Genomic DNA, 26762 nt, shown 5'->3' on the forward strand with positions numbered 1-26762 from the left:
GCGAGCGAATCATGGCCACGAGAACACCATCGTTATTGAAGTCGCAGACGGGCGTGCTGCTCGCCACTCGCGCGGGCCTGATGAGGCTTCCGGCCGCGTCCGCCGATCAGCTCGATGCCGCCGATCGCGAAGTCATCGTCGATGCGCTGCTGACCGCCATCGCCGGGGCGTACTGTCATCTGCATCAGAAGCGCGCGGGTTACGCCAACGATCCCGTGCAGGCGCTCGAACTGCTGCGCGTGCGCGCCGCCGACATGAGCGAAGCCGAGTTCCATATGATCGTCACGGGCATCGTCGTCGATCTGCGCGATGCGCACACGCTCTATGCCGGACCCGCGTCGCTCGCCGGCGCGGTCGCGCAACTGCCCTTTCTGGTCGAACAGTACGGCTCGACGGACGAGCCGCAGTTTCTCGTCACCAAAGTCGGACACAGCAAGCTCATCAAGGACCCCGCGTTCAAGCCGGGCGTCTTGCTCGATACCTGGAACGGCATCCCGTTCGAGCGCGCCGTCGCGATCCATGCCGATCGCGAAACGGGCGGACGCCCCGATGCGCGGCTCGCGCGCGCGCTCGAATCGCTGACGTTCCGCTCGCTGCAATACGGCCCGCCGCCCGACGAGATGTGGGTCGATATCGGCTTTCGCGATGGTCCGGGCAAGGCGCGGCGCGAAGTGCGCATACCGTGGCGCATCGTCTGGCCGGGCCGCCCCGCCACCGGCGTGCGGCCCGGCGCGCACACCGCGCTGCGCGTCGCGGTGAGTCCGGCGGCCGAACAGGTCCGGCGCGCGAAGAAGCTGATGTTCTCGGGCAAGGAGTGGCACGCCGAGCATCTGCGCGCGGAGATGGCGCGCGACGCTGGCTGGATCAAAACGCGCTTTCCCGACGCGCTATCCGCGCGCACGTTTCCGACCAAAGTACTCGGCGATGTCGGCTACGTGCGCATCTGGACCTTCGATGTCAACGATCACGAAGCCTTCGTCGATGAAGTCACGCGCCTCGTCGAGCAGTTGCCGGACACGGGTCTCATCGTCGATGTGCGCGGCAATCCCGGCGGCCTGATCTGGGCGGCGGAGCGCCTTCTGCAACTCTTCACGCCGAACAAGGTGCAGCCGACGCGCTTCAGTCTCGTCGCCACGCCCTTGACGCGCGCGATGGCGAAGAGCGCGTTCAACCGCATGGAGCTCGAACCGTGGATCGCGTCGCTCGAATCGGCGATCTCGACCGGCGAGGCGTACTCGCAGGCGCTGCCGATCACCGATCCGTCCTGGTGCGATGACGTCGGTCAGCGTTATGGCGGGCCGGTCGTGTGCGTCGCCGATGCCAACACATATTCGTCGGGCGATCTCTTCTGCGCGGGCTTCGTGGACAACGAAATAGGGCCGCTCGTGTGCGTGGGCCAGGCGACGGGCGCGGGCGGGGCGAATGTGTGGACGAGCCATGATCTGACCGATGCGCTGGACGGCACCGACTTCGCGTTGCCGCGACTGCCTGATGGCGTGAGTTTCACGATGGCGTTTCGCCGCGCGGTGCGCGCGGGTGACGCGGCCGGCGTGCCGATCGAAGACCTCGGCATCGCCGGCATTCCGTACGCGATGACCAGGCGCGATGTGCTCGATGGCAACGTGGATCTCATCGACTGGTGCGCGCGGTTTCTGGCGGGCGCGCCGTATTCGAGCTTGCGTGTGGCGCTTGGCAAGTCAGAACTCACGGTGACGACGGCCGGGGTCGATGAGTTGGAACTCTATGTGGACGGCCGGCCGCTCGAAGCCGCGCGTTCGATCGGAGACGGGGTTCTGAAGCTGCCGCGTCCCGCGGCCGGGGAGCGGCTCGAAGTCGTGTGCCGCAAGGCCGGCGCGGTGGTTCAGCGCAGGAGGGTTGCGCTGACGTGACGGGCAGCCTCAGTTCTTGTCGGCCACGACCTGATCGAAGGTGCCGCCATCCGCGAAGTGCGTCTGCTGCGCTTTCTGCCAGCTACCAAACATCTGCTCCACGGTAAACGTCTTCAACGTCTTGAATTCACTCGCATGCTTCGCGAGCACATCCGCGCTGCGCGGCCGCAGATGATGTTGCGCGATGATCTCCTGAGCAGCCGGCGTGAACAGAAAGTCGAGATAAGCCTGCGCCTGCTTGCGCGTACCGCGCTTGTCCACCACCTTGTCGACGATGGAAACCGGCGGCTCCGCCAGCAGACTCACCGACGGATACACCGCCTCGAAATCCTTCGCGCCCGGCCCGGCGCTCATCAACCCGACTTCGTTCTCGAACGTGACGAGCACATCGCCGATGCCGCGCTGCGTGAACGTCGTCGTGGCTCCTCGTCCGCCCGTATCGAGCACGGGCACGTTCTTGAAGATGGCCTTCTCGAAGTCCTGCGCCTGCGCGTCGGTTGCGCCCTGCTGCTTCTTGTAACCCCACGCCGCGAGATACGCATAGCGCCCGTTGCCCGAGGTCTTCGGATTGGCGATCACCACCTGCACGCCCGGCCGCGCGAGATCGCTCCAGTCCTTGATGTTCTTCGGATTGCCCTTGTGAACGAGAAAGACCATCGTCGTGGTATAGGGCGCGCTCGCGTCCGGCAGACGGCTGCGCCAGTTCGCGGGCACGAGTTGTCCGCGTTCCGCGAGCAGGTCGATGTCGTTCGGCTGGTTCATCGTCACGACATCGGCCTGCAGGCCTTGCGTCACCGAAAGCGCCTGCGCGCTCGACGCCCCGTGCGACTGCCGCACCGACACCGTCTCGCCGGTCTTTTGCCGGTAGTCCGCGACGAAGGCCGCGTCGATGTCCTTGTAGAGCTCGCGCGTCACGTCGTAGGACACGTTGAGCAACGTCGTTTCAGCCTGCGCGATGCTCGCCGCAATGCCGAGCGCAACGGTGATGACCAGCTTTTTATAGACCGCCATTTTTTCTCCAGAGACAGGGGTTCAAACCATACAGCACAACAGACAAAGGCCGCCCGAAGGCGGCCATGCAGGCATCGCGCGTCATCCCGATGCGGGATCAGCCGTACGCGCGTTGCTCCTCTTCTTCGTATTCGGAGGATACGCGGCGCGCGAGCGTTTCGACGAAATGCTTCGCGAGCGGCCACGGCCCGAATCCCGCCGATGTGTTGATATGCCCCGCGTTGCCGAGATTCACGAACGCGCTGTTCCAGCGTTGCGCGAGCGTGCGCGCTTCATCGAGCGGCATCCACGGATCGGTCTCGCTGCCGACCACGAGCGACAGCGTATCGAGCCGGCGCGCGCTGAACGCGCCCGCGAAGCGGAACTTCGCAGGACTCGCGGGCGCAACGAACAACACGCCCTTGACGCTCGCGACATGCGCATGAAAAGCGCCGGCGTGCGACAGCGCATGCGCCGTAGCAAGACAGCCGAAGCTATGCGCCGCAAGCACCACAGGGCCGTCGACGCTCGCGATCACGTCGCGCACGGCATCGCTCCAGGTGGCGAGATTCGGCGCATCCCAGTCACGCTGCTCGACGCGCCGCGCACCGGGCATCTCGCGCTCCAGCCAGCTCTGCCAGTGCGCGTCTTCGCTGCCGTACAGGCCGGGCACGGTCACGAGCGTAACCGGCGACGACGACAGCCCCGTTCCCCGTGCATTCCACGCGCTGCGTTCACTCATCTTCGATCCTCGCTGCGACTCGAACTAGCCAGTCTCCATTCTCGATGACCCCGTGAGCGCGGCTAACCAATATTTCGTCATTTGTTTATGGGAATGAAGCCGGGACGCGCCGCTATAATCGCTGCTCGACGCGCCGCCTCCTTGCCCCGCCCTCTCCCATGCCCATCCGCCGCCCATCCGTCTCGCTCGATTCACACGTGCCCCTCTACGCACAGATCAAGGACGTGTTGCGCACCGGCATTCTCGATGGCCGCTATCCGCCGATGAGCCGCATGCCCTCGGAAAGCGAGCTGATGGCGATGTTCGACGTGAGCCGCATCACGATCCGCCAGGCGCTCGGCGATCTGCAAAAGGAAGGGCTGATCTTCAAGGTCCACGGCAAGGGCTCGTTCGTATCGCAGCCGAAGGCGTTTCAGAACGTGACCTCGCTGCAGGGTTTCGCCGAAGCGATGGCGGAAAGCGGCCACGAGATCATCAACCGCGTCGTGCAGATGCGCTTCGTCAGTGCGCCCGCGGAAGTCGCGGCGCAACTCGGTCTTGCCGAGGGCGCGAGCGTCGCCGAGATTCATCGCGTGCGGCTGCTCAATCGCGCGCCCGTTTCGTACGAAGTGACGTTTCTGCCCGAGGCCCTCGGCAAGCGTCTCAAGCGCGCCGAACTCGCGACGCGCGATATCTTCCTGATGCTCGAAAACGACTGCGCCATGCCGCTTGGCCATGCGGATCTCGCCATCGACGCCATCGCGGCTGCGCAGGATATCGCGGAAGCGCTCGATGTGAAGAAAGGCGCGCCGCTCCTGCGCATCGAGCGCCTCACGCACGATGCGCACGGCAAGCCGGTCGATTTCGAATACCTCTATTTCCGTGGCGATACGTTTCAGTATCGTCTGCGCATCGACCGCGAGCGCCCTGCCGCCAGCGCACAGCGCGTTATTCGCAGCAGGCACAAGCAAAGCACAAACAATTGATTCCAACGCGGTTCGCGCGCTTCTAGAATCTGGTCCTGACTTGTCATAACAAGCGGCGACCCCAGATCATGCAGACCCACGAACTCGAATACGACATCGTCGTCGTTGGCGGCGGCACGGCCGGCCCGATGGCGGCCATCAAGGCGAAACAGCGCGACCCGAGCCTGCGCGTGCTGCTCATCGACAAGGCGCACGTAAAACGCAGCGGCGCGATCTCCATGGGCATGGACGGGCTGAACAACGCCATCATCCCCGGTCACGCGACGCCCGAGCAGTACACGAAGGAAATCACGGTCGCGAATGACGGCATCGTCAATCAGGCCACGATATACGCGTATGCGCGCCACAGCTTCAAGACGATCGAGGAGCTCGATCGCTGGGGCGTGAAGTTCGAGAAGGATCACACCGGCGACTACGCGGTGCGCAAGGTGCACCACATGGGCGCCTATGTGCTGCCGATGCCCGAAGGCCACGACGTCAAGAAGGTGCTGTACCGGCAGTTGAAACGTGCGCGCGTGGAAATCACGAATCGCGTCGTCGCGACGCGCCTGCTGAACGGCCCCAACGGCGAGATCGCGGGCGTGATGGGCTTCGATTGCCGCAGCGCCGACTTCTACGTGATCCGCGCGAAGGCCGTGATTCTCTGCTGCGGCGCGGCCGGACGCCTGGGCTTGCCTGCATCGGGTTATCTGATGGGCACCTACGAGAACCCGACCAACGCCGGCGACGGTTACGCGATGGCTTATCACGCGGGCGCGGAGTTGTCGAATCTCGAATGCTTCCAGATCAATCCGCTCATCAAGGATTACAACGGCCCGGCGTGCGCGTATGTGACCGGCCCGCTCGGCGGCTATACGGCCAATGGCAAGGGCGAACGCTTCATCGAATGCGATTACTGGAGCGGGCAGATGATGTGGGAGTTCTATCAGGAACTCCAGAGCGGCAACGGCCCCGTGTTTCTGAAGCTCGATCATCTCGCGGAAGAAACCATACAGACCATCGAGACGATCCTGCACACCAACGAACGCCCGAGCCGCGGACGCTTTCACGCGCGGCGCGGCAACGACTACCGCACACGCATGATCGAGATGCATATCTCGGAGATCGGCTTGTGCAGCGGTCACAGCGCGTCGGGCGTATGGGTCGACGAGCACGCGCGCACCTCCGTGCAAGGCCTTTACGCAGCGGGCGACATGGCCGCCGTGCCGCACAACTACATGCTCGGCGCGTTCACCTATGGCTGGTTCGCGGGTGAAGACGCTGCATCGCATGTCGCGGGCCGTGCGTTGCCCGCGCTCGATGCGTCGCAGGTCGAGCAGGAACGTGCGCGCATCTTCGCGCCACTCACGCGCGAGCATGGCCTGCCGCCCGCGCAGGTCGAATACAAGCTGCGCCGCTTCGTCAACGACTATCTGCAGCCACCCAAGGTCACGCGGCGCATGGAGATCGGGCTGCAACGCTTCGCGGAGATTCGCGAGGATGTCGAGAACCTCGCCGCCGCCGATCCGCACGAACTGATGCGCGCCGCCGAAGTCGCCGCGATTCTCGATTGCGCCGAGATGGCCGCGCGGGCATCGCTGTATCGCACGGAGAGCCGTTGGGGTCTTTATCACCATCGCGTCGATTTTCCCGAGCGCAACGATGACGAGTGGTTCTGCCACGCGCATCTGAAGAAGGATGCATCGGGACGCATGACATCGTTCAAAAAAGCCGTGGAACCGTATGTGGTTCCCATCGACGAGTCCGAGCGCGGCGCGTATTCGCGTCTGCGGCTCGCTCGCACGTCGCAGCCCGTCGCTGCATAGGAGAAAAAAGCATGGCCCTCGTGCCCCGCGAAGCGCGTCAGCGCTCAAGCCTTCCCGTGATGATCGACGAAGACAAGTGCATCGCCGACAAGGGCTGCACGGTCTGCATCGACGTCTGTCCGATGGATCTGCTCGCGATCGATCCCGACACCGGCAAGGCCTTCATGAAGTTCGACGAATGCTGGTACTGCATGCCCTGCGAGCGCGATTGTCCGACCAATGCCGTGCATGTCGACATTCCGTATCTTCTTCGATGACGAGGACACACGCATCATGAAACAGACGCTATTGCTGGCCCTGACGGCCGCGCTCTTCGCAAGCGCCGCGCATGCGGAAACGATCCGCGTCGCCATCGGCACGCAGGACACGACGATCAACACGGCGGCGGGCGGCGCATTGATCCGCGAGTTACATCTGCTCGACAAGTATTTGCCGCACGATGGCAAATACAAGGACGCGCAATACGACATCCAGTGGAAGAACTTCACGAGCGGCGCGCCGATCACGAATGAGATGGTCGCGGGCAAGCTCGACTTCGGCTCGATGGCCGATTTCCCCGGCGTGCTGAACGGCGTCGCGAACCAGAAGGCGGGCAAGAGCAGCATCTTCATCAGCGTGCTGTCGGGCAGCGTGCGCGGCAGCGGCAACGGCATCGTCGTGCCGACGGATTCGTCCGCGCAGTCCATCGCCGATCTGAAGGGAAAGACCATTTCGGTGCCGTTCGCATCGACCGCGCATGGCATGCTGCTGCGCGCCGTCGCCGCGCAAGGTTGGGACCCGGAGCGCGACGTGAACATCGTCACGCAGGCGCCCGAAGTGGCCGGCCCTGCGTTGCAGACGCGCAAGATCGATGCGCATGCGGACTTCGTGCCCTTTGCGGAACTGTTTCCGTATCGCGGCTTCGCGCGCAAGATCTACGACGGCTCGCAGGCCGGATCGGCGACGCTGCATGGCACGCTCGTCGAGAAGGACTATGCGCAGAAGTATCCCGAGGTCGTCGTGGCGTATCTGCGCGCGGCGATCGAAGCGAACCGGCTGCTCACGGCCGAGCCCGAGAAGTACAGCGAGCTGATCGCGAAGGTCACGGGCATCGAGCCTGAAGTCGATTATCTGTTTCATGGCCCGCTCGGCTTGCAGACACGCGATCTCACGTGGAAGCCCGAATATCGCAAGGCCGTGCAGACTTCGTTCGATACCCTCAAGCTGCTCAAGCGCGCGGACGGCGATCTGAACGCGAACGCCTTCATCGACGATAGTTATCTGCGCGCCGCCTTCAAGGCCGAACATCTCGATTACGACGCCGCGCTGAAGAACTACGCGCCGGCGCCGCTCGTCGCGAACGATGCGCTCACCGGCAAGCCGATTGCGCAGACGGATCGCGTCGCGCAGATCTGGGTGCGCGGCGAGTCTAAGGTGCGCAGTTTCGCGTCGCCGGAAGCGGCCGTGCGCGAACTCGCCACGCTCGAACGCGATGGCAAGCAAGTGCGCGCGTTCTATGCGCAGGATCGCGAGAGCGGCATCAAGCTGCTCGGCAATCAGGCCTGGTTCGCGAAAACCGGCGACGGCCAGTTGAACGCGTTCCTGCTGAAGGATCGCGCGCAGGCGTGGGCGAACGCGCATGGCGGACAGGTGCTCGATTTCGCCGCCGTACGCCAGCCGACCGCGCTCGCCACTCGCTGAGGCGAACATGGCGACGCTCGCATACTCCACTCCCGCGCTCTTGCGTTCACGTGGCGCGCGTGCCGGCGTGCAGTGGGCGTCGCTCGCGCTGTGCCTCGTGCTCTGGCATCTCGCGACGACGCAGCGCTGGAATCTCGGCATCGTCACCTTCGAGAATGTGCCGACGCCCGCCGATACGCTCGCGGCCATCGTCGAACTTGTGCATTCGCCCAAGCTGCTGTCGGATCTCGCGAGCAGCGTGCGACGCATCGCGGCGGGTTATTTCGCGGCGGCTGTCGGCGGCGTCGTGCTCGGGCTCGCCATCGGCCGTTCGCAATGGGCGCGTCTCGCGTTGCTCACACCGCTCGAAGTCTTGCGGCCGATTCCCGCCGTCGCGTGGATACCCTTAGCCATCCTTATGTTTACATCTTCCGAAATGTCGATGATCTATATCACCTTCACCGGCGCATTCTTTCCGATCCTGCTCGGCACGATTCACGGCGTCGAAGGTGTCGAGCCGCGCCTCGTGTCGTCCGCGCGCAGTCTCGGCGCGAGCCAGCGCGTGATTCTGCGCGAAGTGATCCTGCCGGGCGCCGCGCCCGCGATCGTCACCGGGCTTGCGATCGGCATGGGGACGTCGTGGTTCTGCCTCGTCACCGCCGAGATGATCTCGGGGCAATTCGGCATCGGTTATTACACGTGGCAGTCGTACACGGTGCAGCGTTATCCCGATGTGGTCGTCGGCATGTTGCTGATCGGCCTCCTCGGCATGGGCAGCAGCGCGCTCGTGCGCATCGCTGGCAACCGGCTCACGCCGTGGCTCGCCGCAGGGAGACGCCGATGAGCGCGGGCCGCATCCATCTCGAAGCGCTCGCCATCACGCTGGGCGAAGGCGCGAACGCATTCACCGCCGTGCGCGATGTGAACGCGGTCATCGAAGCGGGCGAGTTCGTCTGCATACTCGGGCCGTCGGGCTGCGGCAAGTCGACCTTGCTGGCCGCACTGGCGGGACACGTCGGCGCGCACGCGGGACGCGCGACGCTCGACGGCAAGCCGATCGACGGACCGCATCCCGAACGCGGCATGGTGTTTCAGCAGCACACGCTGCTGCCGTGGCGCAAGACGCTCGACAACGTCGCCTTCGGCCTGAAGATGCGCGGCGTGGGCAAGCGCGAGCGGCATCGTCGCGCGCAGGCGCTGCTCGATCGCGTCGGGCTCGGCGCGTTCGCGGACCGCTATCCCGCGCAACTGTCGGGCGGCATGCAGCAACGCGCGGAGATCGCGCGCGCGATGCTCAACGAGCCGCGCGTCCTGCTGATGGACGAACCCTTCGGCGCGCTCGATGCGCAAACACGCGCGCTGATGCAGTCGCTCCTGCTCGATGTCTGGAGCGAGCGGCGGCCGACTGTCGTGTTCGTCACGCATGACATCGACGAAGCGCTGTTTCTCGCCGACCGCATTCTCGTGATGAGCCACAGCCCCGGCACGGTGCTCGAAGAACTGCGCGTGCCGTTCGCGCGGCCGCGCGAGCGCGATCTCGTCACAGAGCCGGCGTTCGTTGCGCTCAAACGCCGCTGTCTCGCGTTGCTCCGGCATCCGCATGCAGGCGCACCCGTCACGTCGAGCGACGCGCCCGCGCGCATCGACATCTCACACTCGGTCTTTTCATGACGCATACCAATCCCCTCTTCGATCCAGTCACCGACGACGCCCTCGCCGCACGTTTCACCGATGCCGACGCCGCCGTGCGACGCCTCGCCGTCATCGAAGCCGCGGACCTCGAAGAAGAAGCGTGGCTGCCCGCGATCGCCGATGCGTTGCGCCACGACGCGGATGCCGCCGTGCGTCGAACGGCGGCGCAACGTCTCGGCGCATGGGACACGGATGAAGCCGTCGATGCGCTGTGCGCCGCGCTGGCCGATAACGACACGGGCACGCGCGAAGCCGCCGCCGACAGTCTTTCTGCGTTGAAGGACCCCGTTGCGGGCGAACGTCTGCTGCCGCATCTCGCGAGCGCCAGTGCCGATGCGTTCACGCGCGCGGCCTTGTTACGCGCATTGCGTGAATTGCGCCTGCCGAAAGCGGCGGCGCCCGCGCTCGCGGCTTTATCGGATGCTGCGCCGCTCGTGAGGCGCGAGGCGGTCGGCGTGCTCGGCTGGCTGCGTCATGCGAGCGCGCTGCCGCAACTGACGCAGCTCGCACGCGCCGATACGTCGGTCGAGGTACGTCATGCCGCGGTCGGCGCGCTCGGCTTCGCGACCGACGACAGCGTGCTCGATACGCTGAAGCACGCGCTATCGGACGATGAATGGCGCGTGCGCGAAGAAGCGGCCGCGACGCTCGGCAAGCTGCGCCTCGTTGCCGCGCGCGTTGCGCTCGAACACGCGCTTGCGGACGACTACTGGCAGGTGACGTTGCAGGCGGCGCGCGCGCTCGGCCGTCTGCGCGATGTCGCAAGCACGCACGCGGTTGCCGAGTTGCTGACCTTTCCGATCAGCAACGTTCGGAAGGAGGCGGCGCTCGCGCTTGGCGAAATCGGCAGCCGCGACGCGCTCGCCGTTCTCGAAGCCGCACTCGGCGATGGAGATCCGGAAGTGCGCAAGGCGGCGCGGATCGCGATTGCGCAGATTGGTGAGCGGCACGCCCCACATCAAGCTAATGACTGATCATCCACGGCCGCCCCGCCGGCGACTTCATCGCAGAACGCGCGGCATCGCCCGATGAGGCTTTCGGCTTGCAACACGCGCATGAAGGTCCATGCCGATAACCGAGGCTCTTCGAACTCGTCGGCGCATGCGCGCTGCGCTCATTGGTCGCGCAGGCATCGCGCCGGCTTTGCGGCATCAGCGAAAGCATCGCCGTGCTCGTGATCGCGCGTATCGTCTGCGCGCCGCATTCGGGACACAGATGCGGCGCATCCCGATCCGCGATGCTGCGCATCACATCGAAGCTGCCGCACGATTCACATTCGTATTGATAGATCGGCATGAGTCCCCCGCTCAGTGCAAGAAGGCGCGATGCGTGCCTCGCATCGCGCCATTCGATCGCCTCGACGTCAGGCCTTGTCCTGCGACAGCGGAATGTCCACGCCGCCCTTCACGGCCTTCACCGGACCATCGGCGTTGGGGCGAATGTCGAAGTCGAAGATCTGCGTGGGCAGCCACAAAGTCGCGCATGCATTCGGGATATCCACCACGCCGCTGATATGCCCTTGCACCGGCGCGGTCCCGAGAATCGAATAGGCCTGTGCGCGCGTGTAGCCGAACTTCGTCAGATATTCGATCGCGTTCAGGCACGCCTGCCGATACGCGATATGCACGTCGAGATAGTGCTGTTTGCCCGCTTCATCGACGGAAATGCCTTCGAAGATCAGATAGTCGTCGTAGCGCGGCGTGATCGGGCTCGGCTTGAAGATCGGATTCTTGATGCCGTATTTCGCCATGCCGTCCTTGATCACGCTCACGCGCATATGCACCCAGCCCGCCATTTCGATCGCGCCGCAGAACGTGATTTCGCCGTCGCCCTGGCTGAAGTGCAGATCGCCGACCGACAGGCCCGCACCATCCACATACACCGGGAAAAAGATCTTCGATCCGCGCGACAGATCCTTGATGTCGCAATTGCCGCCATGCTCGCGCGGCGGCACCGTGCGCGCGCCTTCGGCTGCGGCCTTTTCGCGCGCGTTGCCCGTCAGCTTGCCCATGTGCGCGGTCGCGGCGAACGGCGGATTCGCGAGCGGCGGCACGCGGTCGGGCTGCGTCGCGATGAAGTCGACCTCGCGCTGATTCCAGGTGGCGAGCAGCTTCGGATCGGGCAGACAGCCGATCAAACCCGGATGGATCAGGCCGGCGAACGAGACTTGCGGCACATGGCGCGAGGTCGTGTAGAGCCCGTGAAAATCCCAGATGGATTTCTGCGCGAGCGGGAAGTGATCGGTCAGGAAGCCGCCGCCGTTCTTCTTCGAGAAGAAACCGTTGAAGCCCCACTGGCTATCGGATTTCGCGCCGATATCGAGCAGATCCACGACGAGCAGATCGCCCGGCGCCGCGCCGTGCACGCCGACCGGCCCCGATAGAAAATGGACGATCGACAGATCGATGTCGCGCACATCGTCCGCGGAGTCGTTGTTCTTGATGAAGCCGCCGGTCCAGTCGTAGGTCTCCAGGATGAACTCTTCGCCGGGCTTGACCCATGCGGCCATCGGAATGTCGGGGTGCCAGCGGTTGTGCACCTGCTCGTTATCGAATGCGGACTGATTCAGGTCGACCTTGATGAGCGTTTCAGCCATGACGTATGTCTCCTTGTCGGATCAGGCCGGCTCGCATGCCGGCAGAGGGACAGCACTTCGGTTGCAGCGTGATCAGCTCAGCGTGCCGTTGAGCAAGAGGTAGCCAGGCAGCCAGCCGGTGAGAATGCCCGCGATCACCGTGACCGTGCCTGTCAGCTTCACGATGGGACGTTGCAGCGCGAGCAGTACGAAGAACAGCAGCCACAGGAACGCCCAGCCGAACCAGCAGAGCGCGAACCACACGGACCATGCGGAACTCGCGTGCATGATCGAATCGATGCCGACCGGAATGATCGTGATCGCGACGAACAGGCTGAACCAGCCGAGCCCGCGGCCATCGGCGCCGTTATAGCGATTGATCGCCACCCAGAAATACGTGAACGTAAATAGCAAGGTGAGCGCGGCGGCCTTGATCGATGCCGCATCCGCGCCCGAGCCGAACGCGAGTTTCAGCGACGCGAGCAAGGTAATGCCGCCCGCGAAAACATTGATGACCCATATCTCGCGATCGCCGATTTTTCCCAGCAACCAGAGCCCATTGAGAAACAGCACGGCGCCGACATAAAGCAAACACAAACCCAGCATGGTGATCTCCTCATCGCGCACGGGAGCGGCGCAAGGCGTTTGGCATCGCGGCTTGGGACACGACTCATGATAGGGATGCGCTTCGACGCGCGAATCCCCCAGCGCGAGGAATCTGTTTCGCCCGTTTAGGGCATGCGGTCTCACCCAATTGGGTGAGGTTTCAGATCAGAGGGATATGCAGATGCGGCCGTGCAGATGGACGAGTTCCATCTGGCTGTGCGTGTCGGTCTTCTGGAAGATCTGCTTGAGATGGCTGCGCGCGGTGTTTTCGGAGACATGCAATTCACGCGCCGCGCTCGCGATGGAATGCCCCGTGACGATCAGCGAACTCATGCGCGCCTGCGCCGGACTCAGGCCGAATTGCCGCACGAACGCGCAATCGGCGTGATCGTCTTCCGAAGGTACGTTGAGCGCCGTAACGATCGCCAGGCGCCGCATCTCGCCGAGTTCCGCGCTGAACACGGCGCCGGCCGCGCGAATCGATATGACGCTCGGCTGCGAACGGCCCGGCGCGGACAGAGAAAGCACCTGCGCCGCGCGCTCGTCGACGTCGGCGGACGCATGTGTCGCGCGGGCGATCGCTTCCTGCAACACGCGATGATCCGCGCTGGCGGCGGCAACGATACGCCCGTCCTCGATCCGCAGCCCCGCCACGGCTTCGCACACTTCACGCGCGGCTTCATCGCCGAACACCATGCGCGCGTCCGCATCGACGAGCATCGCCGCCCGTGCATGCGTGCTCACGATGCTTCTGAGCGCGCGATTCATGTCGTCCGTTTCGCGCAAGCGCCAGCGCACGTCGAGGGCGAGCGTGAGATGCGGGAGGAGCGCGGCGAACGCGTTGCGTTCACGCGGGCCGAAGCGAGGCTCGTCGGGACCGCGATGCAGGTCGAGGTAATAGACGAGCGTGTTGCGCCGCGCGATCACGCCGCACAACCGGTGATAAAGACCGTGCGGCAGCATCAGCCCACGATAGAAATCGGTCTTGACGAGTTCGCGATTGCTGAGCAGTTCGTCGCCGGCCATCACGCGGCCTTCGCGATACGCATCGCTCGACAGGAACCACGGATTGCGCGATGCGTAATCGGAAAGCGCCGCGCTCAACCGCGGGTCGCGCGGCGCGGAATACAACGCGAAACCCTGACGCGTGGCGAAGCTATGACGCGCGAGCGCGGCCCAGCGTACGCGGAAGCGCTCGCGAATCTGGGTGAGCACGCCGGACCAGGCGTCGTCGGAATCGCCGGCGGCGTGAACGCGATAGACAAGGTCGTCGCCGGCGACAGGTGCCACGGCGCTCGCGAACAGCGGCGTCATGTCTGCTCCGAAACGGAATGTGGATGCGTCGGGAAAAAAGCGAAACGACATCATGAAGATGTCGCCTGCCAGTGTTGGCAGATGGACATGCACGGTCAATCGGCACAAACCCTTTCACGGCCGGTTCCGATATTGCGGCGATGCAGCTTTGAGCGAATAATCGGATCGTCCAATCGAAAGGCTTGCAGATCCGGTGGCCAACCCTCATGCGAATCAAACGCGACTATCAATCCTGGGTGGCCAACGAAACACTGGAAGACTATGCGCTGCGTTACGCGGCCAGTTCGTATCGGCGCTGGTCGCCTGCGACGCTCGCCAATACCGCCATCGGCGGCATCTCGTTTCTCGCGCTCGAAGCCATCGGCGCGAGCATCACGCTGAGCTTCGGCTTTCATAACGCGTTCCCCGCCATTCTCGTCGTGTGCGCGCTGATCTTTCTCGTCAGCGTGCCGATCGCGTATTACTCGAGCGAAGCCAATGTCGATATCGACCTGCTCACGCGCGGCGCGGGCTTCGGCTATGTCGGCTCGACGATCACGTCGCTGATCTATGCGTCGTTCACGTTCATCTTCTTCGCGCTCGAAGCCGCGATACTCGCGCAGGCGCTGGAACTGGCGGCGGGCATCAATATCGTGATCGGCTATCTGCTGTCTTCGTTGCTGATCATTCCGCTCGTGTTCTTCGGCGTGACGCTGATCAACAAGCTGCAGAGGTGGACGCAGCCGCTCTGGGCGATCCTGCTGGTCGCGCCGTTCGTCTTCATTCTCTGGCAGGACCCGGACGTGCTGCATCGATGGGCCGCGTTTCCCGGCCTCGGCGCGACGGCCGGAGCGCGCGGCGGCAGCATCGACGTCCTGCTGTTCGGCGCGGCCGCGGGCGTGCTGTTCTCGCTGATGGGGCAGATCGGCGAACAGGTCGATTATCTGCGCTTCCTGCCGGATCGCACGGCGAAGAATCGCTTCGCATGGTGGGCCGCGATGCTCACGGCCGGTCCCGGCTGGATCGTCGTGGGCGGCCTTAAGCTTCTCGCGGGCAGCCTGCTCGCCGTGCTCGCGTTGCAGGACGGGCTGCCCGCGATCGATGCCGTCGTGCCCGTGCACATGTATGTCACCGCGTACCGGCATGTGTTCGAGAGTCCCGCGCTGGCGCTCGCGGTCGCGACGGTGTTCGTCGTGATCTCGCAGGTGAAGATCAACGTGACCAATGCGTATGCGGGCTCGCTCGCGTGGTCCAACGTGTTCGCGCGCCTCACGCATTACCATCCGGGCCGCGTCGTCTGGCTCGTGTTCAACGTGATGATCGCGTTGCTGCTCACCTTGCTCGGCATCTTCAAGACGCTCGAAACCGTATTGAGCGTGTATTCGAATCTCGTGATCGCGTGGCTCGGCGCGCTCGTCGCGGACCTCGTCGTGCTCAAGCCGCTCGGCGTGAGTCCGCGCCGCATCGAGTTCAAGCGCGCGCATCTGTATCAGGTGAATCCGGTCGGCTGCGGCGCGATGCTGATCGCATCGGTCGTATCGACATGCGCGTTCGCAGGGCTGTTCGGCGATTACGCGCGCGCGTACTCGGCGTTCATCGCGCTGTTTCTCGCGTTCGTCAGCGCGATCGCGATTGCCTACGCGACGGGCGGCCGCTATTACATCGCGCGCGTCGACGAGCGGCACGCCGACGTGCCGCGCACGCAACTCGTGCGCTGCTGCATCTGCGAGCGCGACTACGAAGCCGCCGACATGGCGTGGTGCCCGTTCAATCAAGGCTCGATCTGCTCGCTGTGCTGCGGTCTCGACAATCATTGCCGCGACCGCTGCAAGATGCCCGCCGCTTCGAGCGTGGACGAACTCGCGCAACCGCCCGGGCCCAGCACGCTCGCGCCGCATTTCGGGCGGCGCATCGGGCGCTTCTTCGGCCTGTTCGTGATCGCATCGACCGCGACGGGCGCGGTGTTTCTGCTGTCGTATCGACTGATCGAAATTGCCGACGCCACGGCGCGCGGCCAGATCGCCGATGTCCTGCTGCACACCTATGCGGCCACGCTGCCCCTGCTCGCGTTCGGCGCGTGGTGGATCGTGCTGTCGCAGGAAAGCCGCGAACTCGCGCAAGGCGACCTGCTGCAGTCGCTGCACAACCTCGAAGCGACGCGCAAGGAACTCGTCGAGTCGGAACGGATGGCTTCGCTCGGCGGACTCGTCGCCGGTGTCGCGCATGAGATCAACACGCCGGTCGGGATCGTCGTGAGTGCGGCGTCGTATCTGCGCGACCGGACCGAAAGCATCAGCGAGAGCCTGAAGCGTCAGGATCTCACCGAGGAAGCGCTCGGCAATTATCTGCGTGATGCAGGGCAATCGACGCGCCTCATGCTGTCCAACGCCGATCGCGCCGCGCGTCTCGTGCAGAGCTTCAAGCAGGTTTCCGTCGATCAGGTCAGCGAGGCGCGGCGTCATTTCGATCTCGGCGAGTACATTCGCGAAACCGTGTTGAGCGTCGAGCCGAAGCTGCGCGGCACGCGCGTGGCGCTGCGCATCGACTGCCCGCCCGGCATTCTGATGGACTCGTTTCCGGGCCCGCTCGCGCAAGTGCTGACCAACCTGATCCTCAACTCGCTCGTGCATGCGTTTTCGCCGGGCGAGGTCGGGCATATCGTGATCTCGGCGCGGCGTTCGGGCGATACGCATGTCGTGCTCGAACACGAAGACGATGGCTGCGGCATTCCCGACGAACTGCACGAGCGCATCTTCGAGCCGTTCTTCACGACCCGGCGCGGCTCGGGCGGCAGCGGTCTCGGCCTGCATCTCGCCTACGCGCTCGTCACGCGCGCGCTCGACGGCACGCTCGCGGTGCGCAACGGCGCACGCGCGGGCACGGTGTTCGTGGTCACGCTGCCGCGCACCGCGCGCTCGCACGACGGCGCGATCCATGCTATACCGGGCGCTCAGGGAGAACCAAAATGACCGCGCCTTCATGGTTGCGCAGCGAACCGGCGCGCGCCGATGCATCGCGCGCGCTGGCTGGCCCGCAGGCTCCGCCGTGGCATGTCCTGCTCGTCGACGATGCGCCCGAGATCCACGAAGTCACCCGCCTCGTGCTCGCCGATGCCGCGTTCTCGGGCAGGCCCATCGAACTGGCGAGCGCGCTGTCCGCCGCCGAGGCGCGCGCGTATCTCGCGGCGCATCCGGGCACGGCGCTGATCCTGCTCGACGTCGTGATGGAAGCCGACGACGCCGGGCTCGAACTCGTGCGCCATATCCGCGACACGCTCGAAGACCGCGACGTGCAGATCATCCTGCGCACCGGCCAGCCCGGCATGGCGCCGGAACGCGACGTCATCACGCGCTATGAGATCAACGGCTACTTTCTGAAGACCGAGCTGACCGCGCAGAAGCTGACGTCCATCGTGGTCACCGGCTTGCGCACGTACGAGACGATCAAGGCGTTGCGCTGCGCGCAAACGCTCGCCGCCGCGCCCGCGATCAACGATACCGACGGCCCGATCGATCGCGAACAGGAGCGTGCGATCCGCGCGGATCTCGAAGCGGCCTTGCATGACGATACGTGGAGCGTTCAGGCGCTGCCACAGATCGACCTTGCATCGAATGCGCTCAGGGGCATCGAAATGCAGCCTGCATGGCCGACGAAAGCGGGCACGGTATCGCCCGAACAGATCGCCGCGCTGACCGACGATGCCGCGTTGCTCCAGTCGCTCGACGAGGCGCTGCTGCGTCGCGCGTGTGCCCTCGCACGCGACAGCGGCGACGCACCCGCGCCGCGCGTCTCGATGCCGTTGCTGTCGAAGCATCTCACCGATGAGCAGTTGATCGCGATGGTGAAGACATCGCTCGCCGATGCGAACCTCCACGGCGATGCGCTCGATCTGCAATTCAGCGGCGCATCGCTCGGGGCGCGCCGTCTCGCCGCGCGCGCGTTGCAGGCGCTGGGTGTATCGATCACGCTGGTGGATTTCGGTCTGGAGCGCATCTCGCTCTTCGATCTTCAGGCGTTGCGCCCGAACCGGATCAAGATCCATTCGAAGTTCGTCAGGGATGTCACGCATCAGAGCGAACGCGCGGTGGTTGCGCGCGCCATCATTGCGCTTGCGCATACGCTCGGGGTCAGTGCCATCGCCGATGGCGTGCCGGACAGCGACGTTCTGCAGTTCTTCAGATGGGAAGGCTGCGATATCGGGCAAGGCGAGGCGCTGGGGGCGCCGCGGTTGACGTAGCGGCGACGACGCCCCTCCGTGATCGCTATCTACGCGATCAGACATGCCGATTTTTAAAATGCATCCTCGCGCACGCCGCGTGTAAGATGTGTGGCCCTATCGAGTTCAGATTATTTCAGTTTCACGATAAACACGAGCCATTGAATCGCCAATTATTTGCGATTCCTGATTTTTACGCCTGCGACGAAGGTTGGTTGCAAACCCGTTTGTCATTCTGGAGGCTGTTCTGAAACAATCTGGTTATCTGTTGGTCGTCGCGCTGTTGCGTTTGTTTGCAATACTTCCTTACCCGTTCGTCGCAAGGCTGGGCAGTGCGCTGGGCGCAGCCCTCTACACGCTTCCTGGCCGGCGCCGGCACATCGTGCAGGTCAATCTTCGCCTTTGTTTTCCCGACATGCCGGCGATCGAACGCGACGCGCTCGCCAAAGAACACTTCCGGCAGGTCGTGCGCAGCTATTTCGAACGCGGCATTCAGTGGTTCGGTAGCGCACGACGGGTCGAAAATCTCGTTCAGGTCGAAAGCGCGATCGACCTCGAAGACAAAAATGCGCCGCCCACGATTTTCCTGGGCTTCCATTTCGTGGCCATCGAAACCGGATGCCTGTTTTATTCGCTGAAGATGCCGGCTGCTTCCCTGTACACGCGTATGTCCGACACGCGTCTTTGCGAGCTGGCCAGACGACAGCGCGGCCGCTTTGGCGCAGAGCTCATCGAGCGTTCGACCAGCGCCCGGCAAATCGTCAGGCTGCTGCAGGCGGGCACACCGGTGATGCTGGCCGCGGACATGGATCACGGCGTCGGCAATTCGGTGTTCGCGCCATTCTTCGGCGTGCCCGCCTGCACGCTGACGTCTGTTTCGCGACTGGCACGTATGGGGCACGCGCGCGTTGTGCCGTTCGTCACCGAAGTGCTGCCGGATTTCAGGGGATACCGGTTGAGGGTCTTCGAGCCGCTCAGCGATTTTCCATCCGGAAACGATGCCGATGACGCGTGTCGCACGAACGCGTTCCTCGAGACCCAGATCATGAAAATCCCTGCCCAGTATTACTGGGTGCACCGACGGTTCAAACACCGTCCAGCGGGTATGCCCGGGGTCTATTGATCAACATGGCGGAAGGCAGCCGGAGTCGAACCGACCAGAGAGTGTCTGACACCCCCTACCGGGTTTGAAGCCCGGCCGCACCACCGGATACGGATGCCTTCCTCGGCCGACCGATTATAGCGGCGTATCAAGCGCCGCCATCTCCCTGATGCGAGCGCGGCTGCCGCCGCCGCATCAACCGATAGATGCAATACAGCAACGCCGCCGCTGCAAGCACGTCGACCACCGTCGCGCCATGCGATTCCAGCGCCCGCACGGCGATCCCCAACTGCCGCTCGAAAAGCGCGCCGCCGAGCAGCCAGAACGACGCCCACGCGACGATGCCCGCCGTGTCCCAGCAGAAGAACGCGAGCGCGGCGATCTGCGTCGTGCCCATCAGCGGCGGCGTGACGAGCCCGAGCCCGGGCACGAACTTCGATACCGCGACGATCGGCGCGCCATGCCGCTCGAACAGTTCGCCCGTCGTGCGCATGCCGCTATCGACCGCATACGACCGGCGCGACAGCGCCGCGACGAGCCGCCGCCCGTAGATGCGTCCCGCCGAAAACCACACGCTGTCGCCGAGCAGCGCGCCGCACAGCGCGGCGAACAGCACGTGCGCGAACGACAGCCGCCCGCTCGCCACGGCCGAGCCCGCGAACACGAGCAGCGGCGCGGACGGCAACGGCACGCCCAGACGCGTCAGCAGGACATTCGCGAACACGGCCGCGCCGCCCCATTGCACGATCGCCGACGGCGGAATCTGGATCAAGCTGCACCTCCAGGATCAACCAACCGAAACATCATTCGGACCTCGATTCGACCAGCATCACCGGTACGCTTCCACATCCCGTACTCCTCGCAATTTGGATGCCGCGCCACGGCGTCGGGTCGAACGCCATCGGATCGACGCGGCGGTCCGGCCGCAGCACGTTGAACGGCCACGACGGACGCCGCAAGCGTTCGTGCACGACCGAGCCGAGCCAGATCGGCGCGGGCGGCATGTCCGCGCGCTCGCGCACGGCGTAATGCGTCGGCCAGAAGCGCAGCACGTCGCGCTCGTCGCTGCCATGCAATGAACGCGCGAACACGAGCTGCGACGGCTCGCCGTTGTTCAGGCGCGGCAGCGCGGGCAGCGCGATCGCGGGCGCATTCGGCAACACCACCGACATCACACTCTGCAAGCTCACGTGCGACACCTCCGTCCAGCCGCGCGACATCAATTGCGCGCGAATCTGCTCGGGCGTCGCCGCCCATTGCACGGTGATCGGTTCGCGGCGGTCGCCTTCCATGCTCGACCGGTAACAGGAAAAGGTGCGCCACACGGTATCGGTCCATTGGATCGGCGAGATGACGACGGTCGAAGGCTCCGCGCTATGCGCCTCCGTCTCGTCGCTCAGTTGCAGCGCGACGCTCGCGCAGATCACGGCCAGCACCGCAATCGGCATCAGGGGGCGCGGCTTCGGTTTGGCCGGATTGCGCCACACGGCCGTGAGCGCGATCAGAAAGACCCACGCGGCGGCGAGCGCGGCGCTGCCGAGCGCATCGGAGATCGTGAAGCGGCCGAAATAGAGGCCCGCGAGACCGACCGCCGTCACAATGGCCGAAGTCGCCGTCGCGATGAACACGCCCGTCAGCATGCCCACGCGCCGCAACAGCAGGAACGCGAGAAAACCGTAGATCACGACGGTGGCCGCTACATGACTGCTCGGAAAGAGGTGTTCCGTCGGCGCGAAGGAAACGAGGTCCGGCTCGTGCGCCGTGAAGCGGATCGCCGCGACGAGCAACTGCGAGAACACGATCGCCACGATCCAGTAAGCAACGGTGCGCCAGCGCCGCTCGATGCTCATCCACACGATGACCATGGCGCCGAGCGCGAGCAGCGTCTGAGTGCTGCCGAGCGTCGCGGCGGCATCGAGGATCGAATCGGTCCAGGTCGAGCGAAACGATTGCAGCAGCCGATAGATGGATACATCCACCTGCACGATCGACGCGCCGCGCGCGACATTCGCGAGCACCGAGAAAAACAGGATCGCCGAGGCGAGCAGCAGCGCCGAGATGATCACGATGAGACCGGTCGCCGGATTGCCGGGATCGAGCGCGCGCGCCACGAGCCGGGCCGGCAGACCGCGCCCGCGTTGCGCCCATGCGAGCATGAGTTCGCGCGACGCGATGGTCCAGCGCATCGCGTGTGAAATGATCACCCGCGCGAGATTGAACACGATCCAGCCGAGCGCGGCGACGATGATCAGAATCACGACGAGCCGCACCGACACCGCGCCCGCCAGTTCGATCGACGCGCCGAACACGACGCCCGGCAGGATATGCGTCGGCGCCCAGATGAGCGCGCTCAGGATGTTCACGAGAAGAAAGCGCGCGGGCGTCATGCCGGCGACGCCGGCGACGACGGGCACGACCGCGCGCATCGGTGCGACGAAGCGCGCGAGCACGACGCTCTTCGCGCCGTGCGCATCGAAATACTTCTTGCCGGCGACGAGCGCGCCGGGATGCGCGCGAAACGGCCACATCTGCGCGATCCGGTCTGCATAGCGCTGGCCGAACCAGAAGCTCGCGGCGTCGCCCGCGATGGCGCCCGCAATAGCGCAGACGAATACCCAGCCGAGATTCAGCGCGCCCGCGCCGACCAGCGCACCGGCGATGAACATCGCGGTGCTGCCCGGCACGAACGTACCGATGAACGCGACCGATTCGAGAAACGACGCGAGCAGCACGACCGCGAGCGCCCATTCCGGGTGGCCCGACAGGAGGTGCAGCAGCTTGAAGTAGGCATGCTCCATCGTGATCGACAGGGCGCGCGACCGTCAGACGGACTCGTGCCAGCGGCTATCGGCGCGCAACAGGTGCAGGTCGCGGTGGAATCGAGTGTACCCAACGCGGTCGAAGAACTCCAAGATCTGTATCGCGCGCTTGCGGCCGAGCGCGCTGGCATCGCGAAAGGCGGCCGCGCCGAGTGCGCCGCCCTGCTCTCGCGCCGCCTGCGCCACGAGTTGCGCGAGCGCGCCGATCGACGCGCGGCAGTAGAACAGATCGCGCACGACCTGATACACGTCGCCGCGCCGCGAGAGCTTTTTCAGGAGCCTGCGCATCTCGTCCTCGCCGACGCCGTGCGCGTTCGCGAGATCGCGCACCCACGGCGGATCGAAGCGGCCCTGTTCGAGCGATGCGAGCACCGCGCGCGCGAGCGCTTCTTCCGTTTCGTCGAGCGTCACCGTGTGCGACGGTAGATGCAGCCACGGCCCGCTCTTCGCGATCGCTCCGCCCGCCAGCGCGTCATCGACGAGCGCGCGCCACAGCGCATCTGGAGCTACCGGCGCGGCCATGCGGCGCAGGCGCGCGGCGTCGGCGCCCGGTTCATCGGGAAAGCGTGCGTGGAAGGCGTCGAGCGCATCGACGAGGCGCGTTCTCATGGCGTCCCATTGACGCGGTGCAATGTAAAGCGTGTCGCCGTGCGTGGATATCGCGCGCAGCTCTTCCGGCGACATCGATCGTCCGCACAGATGTTCGATCAGCGAGCGTTGCAGGCCGTATGGCGCCTGCGCAAAGAGCGCATCGACGCGGCCCGTGTCCAGCATCTCGACGAGCGCATCGAGCCACGCGCGGCGCTGCGGCGTGCGGCGCTTGCGCGCGGGCGCGAACGGATCGAGCACGCGCCCGCCGCCGACGGTCCGGCTCGCCTGCGCATTGCGCACGATGAAGCGATCGCCGGGCAGCGCGCACACGGGGTCGTCGAAGACGAGCTGCACGCGCGCCGTGTGTCCGGCGGCGAGCGTATCGGCTTCGAGCAGCGCGACATGCGCCACGCGATGCGTCGTGCCGAGATGCACATGCAGCGGCGCCCAGTGCGCGAGCGTGAGCTGCGCGTCTTCGAGCAGCGTCAGCTCGACATCCAGTCGCGGGGACGCGCGCGCGAGCCGCGCATCGACGATCCAGTCGCCGCGCGCCAGCGCTTCCTTCTCGATGCCCGCGAGATTGAGCGCGCAGCGTTCGCCCGCGCGGCCCGTTTGCGCCGCGCGGCTCTGCGCGTGGATGCTGCGCACGCGCATGGGTTCGCTGCCCGCTTCGCGCGGCGCGAGCGCGAGCATGTCGCCGATGTTCACGCGGCCCGCGAACACCGTGCCCGTTGCGATCGTGCCTTGTCCCGCCAGCGTGAACACGCGATCGACCGCGAGCCGGAAGAAGCCGTCGTCGCGGCGCGTGTGTTCGTGCGCGGCTGCAGCGTGGAGATGCGCGTTCAGCGCGGCGACGCCCGCGTCGCCGTCTTTCGTGGCGTCGGTGTCGAACAGGGGCGCGTCGCGTAACGGGCCATCCGCGAGCAGCGCGCCGATTTGCGCGTGCACGTCCCGCACGCGCGCGGCATCCACGCGATCGCATTTCGTCACCGCGACCGCGCCGTGCGTCACGCCGAGCAGTTCGAGTATCGCCAGATGTTCGCGCGTTTGCGGCATCACGCCATCGTCGGCGGCGATCACGAGCAACGCGAAATCGATGCCGCACGCGCCCGCCGCCATCGTGTGCACGAGCTTCTCGTGACCCGGTACGTCGATGAAACCGAGCACGCCGCCATCGTTCAACGGCACATACGCGTAACCGAGTTCGATGGATATGCCGCGTGCCTTTTCTTCCTTCAGGCGATCGGTGTCCACGCCCGACAGCGCGCGCACGAGCGTGGTCTTGCCGTGATCGATGTGACCCGCCGTGCCGACGATCATTCGCGCGCTTCCAGTTGCGCGACGAACGTGGTCTCATCGGCTTCTTCGAGGCAGCGCAGATCGAGTTGCAACGCGCCGTCCGCGATGCGCCCGAGCACTGGACGCGGCAACTCGCGCAAGCGCTTCTCGATGCGGTTCAGTTGACTTCCCGGACGCTTGCCGCTCGCGAGGCGCACGGCGAGACCGTAGCTCGGCAGCACGTCGACGGGCAACGCGCCGCTGCCGATCTGGCTGAACATCGGCTCGGCGCTGACGATGAACGCCTCGCCGACCATGCGTTGCAACGCGGGCTCGATGCGCTCGGCGGCGAGGCGCATCGCATCGGCGGGACGCGTCAGCAGCCGCAATGTGGTGAGACGTTCGGCCAGCGTTTCGGGCGCGCGATAGAGACGCAGCACCGCTTCGAGCGCCGCGAGCGTCAGCTTGCCGACGCGCAGCGCGCGCTTCAACGGATGCTTCTTGATCTTCGCGATGAGTTCGCGGCGCCCGACGATCAGCCCGGCTTGCGGTCCGCCCAGCAGCTTGTCGCCGCTGAAGGTGACGAGATCCGCGCCCGCCGCGATGGTCTCGCGCACCGTCGCTTCGCGCGGCAAACCCCATTGTGCGAGATCGACCAGCGTGCCGCTGCCGAGGTCCATCGCCAGCGCAAGGCCGCGCGCTTTCGCAAGCGGCGCGAGTTCCGCGAGCGTCACTTCCTTCGTGAAGCCGGTCACCGCGTAATTGCTGCAATGGACCTTCATCAGCAGCGCGGTCTTCGCGTTGATCGCTTCGTCGTAGTCTTTCAGATGCGTGCGATTCGTCGTGCCGACTTCGCGCAGTTTCGCGCCCGCGCGGCTCATGATGTCGGGAATGCGAAACGCGCCGCCGATTTCGACCAGTTCGCCGCGCGACACGATCACTTCCTTGCGCGCCGCCAGCGCCGATAGCGTGAGCAGCACGGCCGCCGCATTGTTGTTCACGACGGTGGCCGCTTCGGCGCCCGTCAGTTCGCAGATCAGGCCGTTGATGAGATCGTCGCGATCGCCGCGCGCGCCGGTGTCGAGATCGAATTCGAGATTCGCGGGGCGCGTCAGAATGTCGGCGACGGCCCGCACGGCTTCGTCGGGCAGGAGCGCGCGGCCGAGGTTCGTGTGCAGCACCGTGCCCGTGAGATTGAAGACGCTGCGTATATTGCTTTGCGCGCGCTTCGCGAGCCGCGCGCCGACCGCGCGCGCGAGTTGCGCATCGCTCAGGGCATCGACGGATGCGCGGCCCGCCTGCGCGTCGCCGCGCCAGGTGTCGAGCGTCTGCCGCAACGCGGCCAGCGCCTGCGTGCGCCCATATCCGCCGATGACCGGCTCGAATTCCGCCGATGCCAGCACGCGTTCGACCGACGGCACCCGGGCCATCAATGCACGCAGTTCGCCGCCGTCGCTTCCTGTCACGTCGCTCATTGGTCGTCTTCTTTTTGCTCGGGCCACAGCCACGGATGAGGCGCGGCGCGCCGGTAGCCCGCATCGCCCATCAGCAGATCGAGCGTGAGGCTCGCGAGATCGTCGGCATAAGGCTCGAAGTCGTACGCCTTGTCCTGATAGCCGATCTTTCGATACGTGCCGCATTCGTCGCACGACTCGGCCTTGAGCGGCGCGCCTTTCGCCTTCGCGGCTTTTTCTTCGTCGGCCTCGTCGCCCGTGCCCATCGCGTGATAGGCGATGCCTTTGGTCGAATCGCAGTTCGAGCATTTCGCGCGCACGACATGCCATTCGGTTGCGCACAGTCCGCATTGCACGTAGCGATAACCGTCATACGCGCCGCCGACGCGCACGATGCTCGCCACCGGCACCCAGCCGCACACGGGGCACACGCCGGGCGCGTCGAGCCAGGGTAAGTCATTCATGTCGATGCGGCTCGCCAGATCGGTCCACACGACCTGCAACGCAGCCGCGATGAACGGCGCGGCGGCCGGGTCGATCTCGGCGAAGCGCAGCGCGAGGATCGCATCGGCCTGGGTGTCGAGCGCGGCGGCGTCGAGCGCGCGCAGGCGGGACACAAGCTGCGCGAGCGGCGGCGTCAGCGCGCCCGCGGCTTCGATGCCGTCGAGCAGCATGAAGAGCACGTCGCGCCACGCGGGATCGCGTTCGTCCGTGAGCGCGGGAATGATCGGCATCGAATGGCGCTGGTTCAGTTCGATCGATGCGCGCGGGGGCATCGACGCTTCGACGCTGGCGAGGACGCGCTGCTGGGCGTCGGCGAGCGCGGCCATCAGACGCAGATAACCGGCAATGGGATTGCTCGCGTCCGCGAGTTGCAAGAGACGCGCGGCGCGCGCGGCGAACAGCGTTGCGCGTTCGGGCATGCGCAGGCGCGGAATGGCCGATGGATCGAGCGACTGGATTCTCGCGGCTTCGACGATGCGTTGGACCACGGAAGGTTTCCTCGGAGAGCGTTGCGGAAGGGGCACGCACCCGTTCCTATGCCATCTGGCCGACTGCAGTTGCCTAGCATATCAGCATAAAGTC

Annotated in this window: 22 protein-coding genes and 1 tRNA gene; 11 read left to right on the plus strand and 12 right to left on the minus strand. The window is 65.4% G+C overall.

The features are described 5' to 3' along the window. Positions 1–11: 11 nt before the first annotated feature. Positions 12–1889, plus strand: coding sequence for a S41 family peptidase (locus tag AWB80_RS15085; protein ID WP_061175457.1), 1878 nt, complete (start codon positions 12–14; stop codon positions 1887–1889). Between the two features lie 9 nt (positions 1890–1898). Here AWB80_RS15085 and AWB80_RS15090 read toward each other — a convergent pair whose 3' ends face one another. Beyond that, positions 1899–2900, minus strand: a complete 1002-nt coding sequence (locus AWB80_RS15090) for a sulfate ABC transporter substrate-binding protein (protein WP_061175458.1) — start codon at positions 2898–2900, stop codon at positions 1899–1901. A 97-nt stretch (positions 2901–2997) separates the two neighbouring features. Further along, entirely contained in the window at positions 2998–3621 is a 624-nt protein-coding gene (locus AWB80_RS15095; RefSeq protein WP_061175459.1) for an RBBP9/YdeN family alpha/beta hydrolase, read from the minus strand. A gap of 158 nt (positions 3622–3779) precedes the next feature. On the opposite strand from AWB80_RS15095, the gene AWB80_RS15100 reads away from it, so the two are divergent. The 7 genes from AWB80_RS15100 (at position 3780) to AWB80_RS15130 (ending at position 10716) form a co-directional block, all read left to right on the plus strand. Next, the gene (locus tag AWB80_RS15100) at positions 3780–4586 is read left to right on the plus strand and encodes a GntR family transcriptional regulator (RefSeq protein ID WP_061175460.1); all 807 of its coding nucleotides are present in this window, start codon (positions 3780–3782) and stop codon (positions 4584–4586) included. 68 nt (positions 4587–4654) lie between these two features. Continuing rightward, positions 4655–6391, plus strand: a complete 1737-nt coding sequence (locus AWB80_RS15105; RefSeq protein ID WP_061175461.1) for a fumarate reductase/succinate dehydrogenase flavoprotein subunit — start codon at positions 4655–4657, stop codon at positions 6389–6391. Between the two features lie 11 nt (positions 6392–6402). After that, a complete protein-coding gene (locus tag AWB80_RS15110) occupies positions 6403–6648 on the plus strand; it encodes a 4Fe-4S dicluster domain-containing protein (protein ID WP_008352838.1) in 246 nt (81 codons plus the stop codon). A gap of 16 nt (positions 6649–6664) precedes the next feature. Then, on the plus strand, positions 6665–8071 hold the full coding sequence (locus AWB80_RS15115) for an ABC transporter substrate-binding protein (protein WP_061175462.1): 1407 nt from the start codon (positions 6665–6667) through the stop codon (positions 8069–8071). Between the two features lie 7 nt (positions 8072–8078). Further along, a complete protein-coding gene (locus AWB80_RS15120) occupies positions 8079–8894 on the plus strand; it encodes an ABC transporter permease (protein WP_061175463.1) in 816 nt (271 codons plus the stop codon). Further along, on the plus strand, positions 8891–9721 hold the full coding sequence (locus tag AWB80_RS15125; protein ID WP_061175538.1) for an ABC transporter ATP-binding protein: 831 nt from the start codon (positions 8891–8893) through the stop codon (positions 9719–9721). The genes AWB80_RS15120 and AWB80_RS15125 overlap by 4 nt, the downstream gene beginning before the upstream one ends. Then, positions 9718–10716 (plus strand): HEAT repeat domain-containing protein, encoded by a 999-nt coding sequence (locus AWB80_RS15130; RefSeq protein ID WP_061175464.1) that lies wholly within the window; start codon positions 9718–9720, stop codon positions 10714–10716. Before AWB80_RS15125 ends, AWB80_RS15130 begins: the two co-directional genes overlap by 4 nt. Here the strand turns inward: AWB80_RS15130 and AWB80_RS15135 are convergent. The 4 genes from AWB80_RS15135 to AWB80_RS15150 form a co-directional block, all read right to left on the minus strand. Next, the gene (locus AWB80_RS15135) at positions 10706–11038 is read right to left on the minus strand and encodes an FmdB family zinc ribbon protein (protein ID WP_061175465.1); all 333 of its coding nucleotides are present in this window, start codon (positions 11036–11038) and stop codon (positions 10706–10708) included. The genes AWB80_RS15130 and AWB80_RS15135 overlap by 11 nt on opposite strands. A gap of 67 nt (positions 11039–11105) precedes the next feature. Further along, the gene (fmdA, locus tag AWB80_RS15140) at positions 11106–12338 is read right to left on the minus strand and encodes a formamidase (protein ID WP_061175466.1); all 1233 of its coding nucleotides are present in this window, start codon (positions 12336–12338) and stop codon (positions 11106–11108) included. 72 nt (positions 12339–12410) lie between these two features. Then, positions 12411–12923: an AmiS/UreI family transporter gene (locus AWB80_RS15145; RefSeq protein WP_061175467.1), complete on the minus strand. Its 513-nt coding sequence runs from the start codon at positions 12921–12923 to the stop codon at positions 12411–12413. Between the two features lie 165 nt (positions 12924–13088). After that, positions 13089–14237 carry a helix-turn-helix transcriptional regulator gene (locus tag AWB80_RS15150; RefSeq protein ID WP_160147442.1) on the minus strand — a complete coding sequence of 383 codons (1149 nt, stop codon included), beginning with the start codon at positions 14235–14237 and terminating at the stop codon, positions 13089–13091. A gap of 206 nt (positions 14238–14443) precedes the next feature. Between AWB80_RS15150 and AWB80_RS15155 the strand changes: the two genes are divergently transcribed. The 3 genes from AWB80_RS15155 to AWB80_RS15165 all read left to right on the plus strand — a co-directional run bounded on the left by AWB80_RS15155 (position 14444) and on the right by AWB80_RS15165 (position 19555). Further along, entirely contained in the window at positions 14444–17185 is a 2742-nt protein-coding gene (locus AWB80_RS15155) for an ATP-binding protein (RefSeq protein WP_061175469.1), read from the plus strand. Further along, positions 17182–18453, plus strand: a complete 1272-nt coding sequence (locus tag AWB80_RS15160; RefSeq protein ID WP_061175470.1) for an EAL domain-containing protein — start codon at positions 17182–17184, stop codon at positions 18451–18453. Before AWB80_RS15155 ends, AWB80_RS15160 begins: the two co-directional genes overlap by 4 nt. A gap of 226 nt (positions 18454–18679) precedes the next feature. Continuing rightward, positions 18680–19555: a lipid A biosynthesis lauroyl acyltransferase gene (locus tag AWB80_RS15165; protein WP_061175539.1), complete on the plus strand. Its 876-nt coding sequence runs from the start codon at positions 18680–18682 to the stop codon at positions 19553–19555. A gap of 6 nt (positions 19556–19561) precedes the next feature. Here the strand turns inward: AWB80_RS15165 and AWB80_RS15170 are convergent. The 6 genes from AWB80_RS15170 to fdhE all read right to left on the minus strand — a co-directional run bounded on the left by AWB80_RS15170 (position 19562) and on the right by fdhE (position 26668). After that, positions 19562–19657 (minus strand) — tRNA-Sec (locus AWB80_RS15170). A gap of 25 nt (positions 19658–19682) precedes the next feature. Then, complete coding sequence (locus AWB80_RS15175) at positions 19683–20306, minus strand: DedA family protein (RefSeq protein WP_061175471.1); 624 nt, start codon at positions 20304–20306, stop codon at positions 19683–19685. A gap of 31 nt (positions 20307–20337) precedes the next feature. Further along, positions 20338–22332, minus strand: a complete 1995-nt coding sequence (locus AWB80_RS15180) for a VTT domain-containing protein (RefSeq protein WP_061175472.1) — start codon at positions 22330–22332, stop codon at positions 20338–20340. A 24-nt stretch (positions 22333–22356) separates the two neighbouring features. After that, on the minus strand, positions 22357–24264 hold the full coding sequence (selB, locus tag AWB80_RS15185) for a selenocysteine-specific translation elongation factor (protein ID WP_061175473.1): 1908 nt from the start codon (positions 24262–24264) through the stop codon (positions 22357–22359). Further along, positions 24261–25697, minus strand: a complete 1437-nt coding sequence (selA, locus tag AWB80_RS15190) for an L-seryl-tRNA(Sec) selenium transferase (protein ID WP_061175474.1) — start codon at positions 25695–25697, stop codon at positions 24261–24263. The genes selB and selA overlap by 4 nt, the downstream gene beginning before the upstream one ends. Then, positions 25694–26668, minus strand: coding sequence for a formate dehydrogenase accessory protein FdhE (gene fdhE, locus AWB80_RS15195; protein ID WP_061175475.1), 975 nt, complete (start codon positions 26666–26668; stop codon positions 25694–25696). The genes selA and fdhE overlap by 4 nt, the downstream gene beginning before the upstream one ends. Positions 26669–26762: the final 94 nt, after the last annotated feature.

This window comes from Caballeronia pedi, assembly GCF_001544915.2.
Classification (GTDB): Bacteria; Pseudomonadota; Gammaproteobacteria; order Burkholderiales; family Burkholderiaceae; genus Caballeronia; species Caballeronia pedi.

Excerpts from the sequence above, each read along its gene's own strand:
- AWB80_RS15135 (WP_061175465.1), bottom strand. The coding sequence starts at position 11,038 with ATGCCGATCTATCAATACGAATGTGAATCGTGCGGCAGCTTCGATGTG.
- AWB80_RS15090 (WP_061175458.1), bottom strand. The coding sequence starts at position 2,900 with ATGGCGGTCTATAAAAAGCTGGTCATCACCGTTGCGCTCGGCATTGCG.
- AWB80_RS15115 (WP_061175462.1), top strand. The coding sequence starts at position 6,665 with ATGAAACAGACGCTATTGCTGGCCCTGACGGCCGCGCTCTTCGCAAGC.
- AWB80_RS15160 (WP_061175470.1), top strand. The coding sequence starts at position 17,182 with ATGACCGCGCCTTCATGGTTGCGCAGCGAACCGGCGCGCGCCGATGCA.
- AWB80_RS15180 (WP_061175472.1), bottom strand. The coding sequence starts at position 22,332 with ATGGAGCATGCCTACTTCAAGCTGCTGCACCTCCTGTCGGGCCACCCG.
- AWB80_RS15130 (WP_061175464.1), top strand. The coding sequence starts at position 9,718 with ATGACGCATACCAATCCCCTCTTCGATCCAGTCACCGACGACGCCCTC.
- AWB80_RS15125 (WP_061175538.1), top strand. The coding sequence starts at position 8,891 with ATGAGCGCGGGCCGCATCCATCTCGAAGCGCTCGCCATCACGCTGGGC.
- AWB80_RS15145 (WP_061175467.1), bottom strand. The coding sequence starts at position 12,923 with ATGCTGGGTTTGTGTTTGCTTTATGTCGGCGCCGTGCTGTTTCTCAAT.
- AWB80_RS15120 (WP_061175463.1), top strand. The coding sequence starts at position 8,079 with ATGGCGACGCTCGCATACTCCACTCCCGCGCTCTTGCGTTCACGTGGC.
- AWB80_RS15150 (WP_160147442.1), bottom strand. The coding sequence starts at position 14,237 with ATGACGCCGCTGTTCGCGAGCGCCGTGGCACCTGTCGCCGGCGACGAC.
- AWB80_RS15110 (WP_008352838.1), top strand. The coding sequence starts at position 6,403 with ATGGCCCTCGTGCCCCGCGAAGCGCGTCAGCGCTCAAGCCTTCCCGTG.
- fmdA (WP_061175466.1), bottom strand. The coding sequence starts at position 12,338 with ATGGCTGAAACGCTCATCAAGGTCGACCTGAATCAGTCCGCATTCGAT.
- AWB80_RS15085 (WP_061175457.1), top strand. The coding sequence starts at position 12 with ATGGCCACGAGAACACCATCGTTATTGAAGTCGCAGACGGGCGTGCTG.
- selA (WP_061175474.1), bottom strand. The coding sequence starts at position 25,697 with ATGAGCGACGTGACAGGAAGCGACGGCGGCGAACTGCGTGCATTGATG.
- AWB80_RS15155 (WP_061175469.1), top strand. The coding sequence starts at position 14,444 with ATGCGAATCAAACGCGACTATCAATCCTGGGTGGCCAACGAAACACTG.
- AWB80_RS15100 (WP_061175460.1), top strand. The coding sequence starts at position 3,780 with ATGCCCATCCGCCGCCCATCCGTCTCGCTCGATTCACACGTGCCCCTC.
- AWB80_RS15105 (WP_061175461.1), top strand. The coding sequence starts at position 4,655 with ATGCAGACCCACGAACTCGAATACGACATCGTCGTCGTTGGCGGCGGC.
- AWB80_RS15095 (WP_061175459.1), bottom strand. The coding sequence starts at position 3,621 with ATGAGTGAACGCAGCGCGTGGAATGCACGGGGAACGGGGCTGTCGTCG.
- selB (WP_061175473.1), bottom strand. The coding sequence starts at position 24,264 with ATGATCGTCGGCACGGCGGGTCACATCGATCACGGCAAGACCACGCTC.